This is a genomic window from Fulvivirga lutimaris (genome assembly GCF_009711525.1).
Lineage (GTDB): Bacteria > Bacteroidota > Bacteroidia > Cytophagales > Cyclobacteriaceae > Fulvivirga > Fulvivirga lutimaris.
Window position 1 is genome coordinate 1 of record NZ_SMLV01000212.1, and the last position, 5,709, is coordinate 5,709.

Annotated in this window: 7 protein-coding genes; 3 read left to right on the top strand and 4 right to left on the bottom strand. The window is 39.0% G+C overall.

Annotation, left to right across the window (positions count from 1 at the left end; translation table 11 throughout):
- The 4 genes from E1140_RS02235 to E1140_RS02250 form a co-directional block, all read right to left on the bottom strand.
- A partial coding sequence (locus E1140_RS02235; RefSeq protein WP_155178594.1) for a hypothetical protein occupies window positions 1-595 on the bottom strand: 595 nt, incomplete at its 3' end.
- Window positions 596-600: 5 nt separating this feature from the next.
- The gene (locus tag E1140_RS02240; RefSeq protein ID WP_155178596.1) at window positions 601-957 is read right to left on the bottom strand and encodes a GntR family transcriptional regulator; all 357 of its coding nucleotides are present in this window, start codon (window positions 955-957) and stop codon (window positions 601-603) included.
- A gap of 1 nt (window position 958) precedes the next feature.
- Window positions 959-1,753, bottom strand: coding sequence for a hypothetical protein (locus E1140_RS02245; RefSeq protein ID WP_155178598.1), 795 nt, complete (start codon window positions 1,751-1,753; stop codon window positions 959-961).
- Window positions 1,743-2,573 (bottom strand): ABC transporter ATP-binding protein, encoded by an 831-nt coding sequence (locus E1140_RS02250; protein ID WP_155178600.1) that lies wholly within the window; start codon window positions 2,571-2,573, stop codon window positions 1,743-1,745. Before E1140_RS02250 ends, E1140_RS02245 begins: the two co-directional genes overlap by 11 nt.
- Window positions 2,574-2,834: 261 nt before the next feature.
- Here E1140_RS02250 and E1140_RS02255 point away from each other — a divergent pair, with 261 nt between their 5' ends.
- From E1140_RS02255 to E1140_RS02265, 3 genes are all read left to right on the top strand, one after another.
- On the top strand, window positions 2,835-3,941 hold the full coding sequence (locus E1140_RS02255; protein ID WP_155178602.1) for an efflux RND transporter periplasmic adaptor subunit: 1,107 nt from the start codon (window positions 2,835-2,837) through the stop codon (window positions 3,939-3,941).
- Window positions 3,942-3,944: 3 nt separating this feature from the next.
- The gene (locus tag E1140_RS02260) at window positions 3,945-5,204 is read left to right on the top strand and encodes an ABC transporter permease (RefSeq protein WP_155178604.1); all 1,260 of its coding nucleotides are present in this window, start codon (window positions 3,945-3,947) and stop codon (window positions 5,202-5,204) included.
- A partial coding sequence (locus E1140_RS02265; RefSeq protein ID WP_155178606.1) for an ABC transporter ATP-binding protein occupies window positions 5,201-5,709 on the top strand: 509 nt, incomplete at its 3' end. The genes E1140_RS02260 and E1140_RS02265, both read left to right, overlap by 4 nt.

Consider the following 5,709-nt stretch of genomic DNA (forward strand, 5'->3'; position numbering starts at 1 on the left):
ATCCTTTAGCTAGTTTTAAGGAAGAAGAAATAGAAATTTGTGAATCTTCAATTGTTGCTGATAAAGTATCTATTTCTGCGTCTGACGCATTGAAATATGCACCCTGATTTGCTGTCAAATTAATCGTTCCTAGTTTATTGTTTTCGCCAATTCTGATCCATCCATCTGTTTGCACAATTGTTAAATTCGCAAGCTCCAATTCACCAATGCTTATTCCGGCATTGTTAGAAGTTAGGCCAACAAAATTGTTTTTAGGCACATGAATGTAGATCACCAGGTTCTGTCTTTCTTCCAGTTCTAAAGACTCCAGGGTAAGTGTATCTCCTTTTATGTTGTACTTCAAGTACTTCAAAAGATCTCCCTTCAAGCTTTTGACCTCAATCCTGGGATTGTCTGAGCCCATAATTGTTATTCGGTGATCTAGGTCAGGCAAAACAAGGTAGTTGACATTATTAATACCTACTGTCTCCATAACACCATTAAATTCATCAATGCGATTAGGATCGCCCTTTAACCTGATCTCGGTAAAGGCAGCAGTCATATAGATAAATGCAAACCCGAAGAAACCGATGAGTATTTTATTGCTTAGTTTCATGTCGCTTATTTTATATTTTCTATATGCTTTTTCAATTCGCTTGAAGTAATTCCCAATAGGGCAGCCTGTCTTAAAAACTCAGGCAATACCTGGCTGAAGAATTCTTCTTTTTTACCTTCTAGGATTATTTTTTGGGCATCAGGGTTAACGAAATAGCCGATACCTCTTTGGTTTTCTATAATGCTCATAGCTTGTAATTCACTGTAGGTTCTCATTATTGTATTCGGATTTACTCCCATTTCGGAAGCCAGTTCACGGACAGATGGAATTTTTTCACCTGCCGGAAATTCACCCCTTACCACCTTATCGGTAATTGTGTCTGCTATTTGCAGAAAGATGCTTTTGCCATTCTGAAACTCCATATTATACCTCCCTTTCTTTTAACTTTCTGAAGGCCACAAACAACATGACCAAATTTGTTAATACAACTGCACTTCCAAAAAATCGAAAAGCACCCTTTTCATTGCTTGGGATGAGCCACATGGTGTCATTAGGATTGTATTTTGCCACGCCTAATGGCTCTAGTGCTATGTATACACAGCCGGCATAAAAAATTACAATTATGGCCACCGAAAAGAGCGTTTTAACCAAAGGCTGTTTCATAAACATAGCGCCACCGGTAAAAGGCAAAACAAAACCAAGCATTATGAGTGATGAAATAAGTGTTACAAACCAGAAGGCTGAATCTCTTATCTGATCTGGCACCTGAAAATCGACCACTTCAGCAAATCCAATGGGCCTAAAACTAAGCTCTGTGAAAAGGTCGAAAAAGTATCCCTGTAGATGGAAAGTGATCCAGAATAGAATAGGAAGAAGTATAAATGTTACACCTAATCGACTGACCAATTCGAAAAGGAACTTCTCCAACACCGAAGCTGGAACCATGAGGTAGTTAATAGTGCTTTCTTTGGACCTTAAAGCAGGGAAGGAATAACCAGCATAAAGAATGCCGAACACTACCACAAACCCAATCAAGAATCCTCTGAACATCTCTACGTCATGAGGCACACGATCCTGACCCATTTGAACAATGGTGAGCAAGATGAAAATAACACCCACATATGCCACCGATGAATACATCAATAGCTTGTTGTTATGAATAAAATGCTGCTTGAACAGCATTCCAAACCTGTTGAAGTTGAATGTATTACTGGACATATTCTTTCAGTTTTTCGTTATCCGCAGATATCGCGTTAAACAATAATTCAATATCGACAGAAGAGTTGCCATTGACCTGTGGTGTGATAGCCCTGTATCCACCTGGCACCATCTCGCTGTACAATATATTTTCTCCCTCTGTAGAAGAGGTGGTGATGAAATTCAGTTGAGAAGAAATATCAAAAAGATCCTTCTGCATGATGAATTTACCTTTCTCCAACATCAAGATCCTATCGATCAGATTTTCCACATCCTTGACCTGATGGGTGGAAATGATAACTAACTGATCTTCGTCTAAAGATCCAGCCAGCACTCTTCTGAAAATGGACTTTGAAGGGATATCCAAGCCATTGGTAGGCTCGTCAAGCACCAGAATACGACACTTAGTCGCAAGTGCAAAAGAGATCAAAAACTTCTTCTTTTGACCATAAGAGAGTTTCTGAAGGCTCTTTGTTTCTGGCAGTTCAAAATCTTTGATCAGGCGCTGTAACAGCTCCAAATCAAAGCGAGGATAAAAGCCTGAGTTAGCCTTTACAAAGTTGTTAATGGAAATACCTGGAATATCAAATTCTTCAGATACAAAAAAGATGTCCTCCAGAAGTGATGGCTGACGCTTTGCAGGCTCATGCCCAATAACATCAACAAAACCTTCAGTGGGTGACAACAGGCCGATCATAAGTTTGAGCAGTGTGGTCTTGCCAGCACCGTTCTTACCCAACAGACCTACTATGCTTCCTGCATTCAGCTCACAGTCCAACTCGTTGAACAATGGCTGCTGCTTTTTAGCATAGGTGAAATTGAGATTTTTTATGTTAATCATTGTTACTGATTTAGTGTACTACTTAACTAATACAGTACAATGGTAAAAAGTTTTTTTAATAAATGCAAGGGGTGGAAAGGGATAAAAAAAAATAAAATTTATTTGAACCTTATGAGAATAATCTGAGACTCATAAATAATCGAGCAAAGTACTCTAAACAATTCTTGACATTAATCACCTATCAACATGACCAATAGAAGTTACTAGATTGGCTTAGATTCTCGATATTAGTATTATATGTTAATCACCTCAAAGACCATCATGTCTGCAATCCAATTCTCAAAATCAATAAATATTTCTGCTACACTGTTAATCATTATTTTAGGATTATCTGGCTGTGAACAAAAAAAGGACAGCACAAAACCTCAAGTGCAGCCAATTACGGAGTCTGTTTATGCCTCAGTTAATATTGAGCCAGACCAACTCTATGAAGTGCATGCTGTGGTCAGTGGTATTATTTCTGAGGTTTATGTTAAAGAAGGCGATACCATTCAAATCAATCAGGCGATAGCTCAAATTTCCAACACATCTTCAAAACTTAATGCCGAGAATGCACAATTAGCTTTAAAGTTGGCAAAGGATAATCTGTCAGGCCCTGGATCAGTGTTAAAATCCTTAAAGGACAGAATTCAAACGGCAAAAATTACGCATCATCAGGATTCTATTGATTTCATGCGTCAAAAGCGATTATGGGATCAGAATATTGGCACTGCCGCACAGTTCGATCAGAGAAAGCTCGCCTATGAGGTATCCAAACAAACGCTGCAGTCTTTGTATAAAGAATATGAAAGGACTGAAACAGAGCTAAAATCTATGGTCAATCAGGCTCAGAATAACTATGAAAATGCCTTGAAGGGCAATAGTGACTTCACCATCACCAGCCGAATGAAGGGCCGGGTTTATAGTGTATTTAAAGAACCCGGAGAACTTATAAGTCCACAAGAGCCGCTAGCCACTATCGGTAAAAGTGAAGCGTTTATTATTAAAATGCAGGTAGATGAGGTCGATATTACGAAAGTAAAAACTGGTCAAAAAGTTATTTTAAAACTAGACGCCTTTGAAGACCAGACGTTTGAAGCATATTTGACAAGGATATTGCCGCAAAAGAATACGAGAACGCAGACTTTTTTGATAGAAGCTGACTTTGTGAATCAACCTAACAACCTCTACTCTGGACTTTCTGGGGAGGCCAATATTATTGTAAGTCAAAAAAGTAATGCATTAGTCATACCAAGAAGGTTTCTGCAAGACGGTAATGTTGTTAAAACGGATTCTGGACAGGTACCAGTCGAGGTTGGTATGATGAATATGGAATATGCAGAAATTCTATCAGGAGTGGATACTACAACCGTCATATACCTACCATAAATCATGAATTGGGGTATCATATTATCGATTTCCAAAACACACCTGCTATCCCGACTCAAACAGTCAGGAACGGCAGCGCTTGGTGTGACCTTTGGCATTGGCACCTTTATAATTCTGGTCAGTTTCATGACCGGACTAAACAACCTTTTGGATGGACTCATTCTCAATAGAACCCCTCACATCCATATTTACAATGAAATTAAACCCAGTGAAAAACAGCCTATTGACTATGCCTCGGAGTTTAGCAATGCATTCAACGTTGTACATTCCATCAAACCAAAGTTCAGTCAGGAAAGGATTCATAATGCCATACCACTTATGGATCATCTGAAAAGTGATGAGCGTGTGCGAGGAGTAACTCCGCTGGTGAGGGCTCAGGCCTTTTACTCTGCGGGCTCATTACAAATCAATGGCATTTTAAATGGGGTGGACATATTGGAGGAATCACGTCTATTTAAGTTGGATGATTATATTTTCGAAGGTGATGCTCAGGCACTAAAACGGACTTCAAATGGCATATTAATGGGTATAGGTGTTGCCAAAAAGCTATCTTTAAAAATTGGCGATAATGTCCAGATCATTTCAAGTAAGGGCGATGTCTTTCAGTTAAAACTAGTGGGTTTTTATCAAAGTGGATTAGCGGAAATCGATAATGCTCAAAGCTACATCAACCTCAAAACTGCACAGCAGGTATTAGGCGAGGGTCAGAGTTATATTACTGACATCAATGTGAAGTTGAACAAACTGGAAGACGCTGTACCTATGGCTATGGAAATTGAGCGAAATTTCAACCTTACAGCCATCGATATCAAAGAAGCCAATGCCCAATTTGAAACAGGCACATCCATCCGCAATATTATCACCTATGCAGTTTCCATAACACTGCTGATAGTAGCTGGTTTTGGTATATACAACATTCTCAATATGCTTATTTATGAGAAAATGAATGACATTGCCATACTTAAAGCCACGGGATTTTCGGGTAGAGATGTTAAATACATTTTTATTACTCAAGCCATGCTCATTGGCCTAACTGGAGGGCTTCTCGGCCTTATTTTTGGATATGGAATTTCTGTTTTAATTGATCATACTCCTTTCGAAACAGAGGCCTTACCAACAGTAAAAACCTTTCCCGTCAACTGGAATCCGGTGTATTACTTTATTGGAATTGCCTTTGCCATTATCTCTACCTTTTTAGCTGGCTATTTGCCAGCCCGTAGAGCTGAACGAATTGATCCTGTTGAAATCATTAGAGGTCAATGAAACAGCACGCTGACGATATAATTCTCAAGGCAGATGGTCTGAATAAATACTTCACTGACCCAGTCAAGTTCCATGTTTTGAAAGACATTTCACTGAAAATTCGAAAGGGTGAGTTTGTATCTATTATGGGTAAATCCGGATGCGGCAAGTCAACTTTGCTCTACATCTTATCTACTATGGATACTGATTATACCGGTAATCTATATTTGAAGGATCAGCTATTAATGGGCCAACATGCAGATGAATTAGCAAGAATAAGGAATGAACATATCGGCTTTATTTTTCAATTTCATTACCTGTTACCTGAGTTTACCATTCTACAAAATGTGATGTTGCCCGCGCTAAAATTGGGTAAAAAAACCAGGGCTGAAATTGAAAAGGATGCGATAGAAAAACTTGAACTTCTGGACATTGCCGAACAAGCTCATAAGCTGGCTTCCAGGGTGTCAGGAGGACAAAAACAGCGTGTAGCCATCGCCAGAGCTTTGATTAACAATCCGGATAT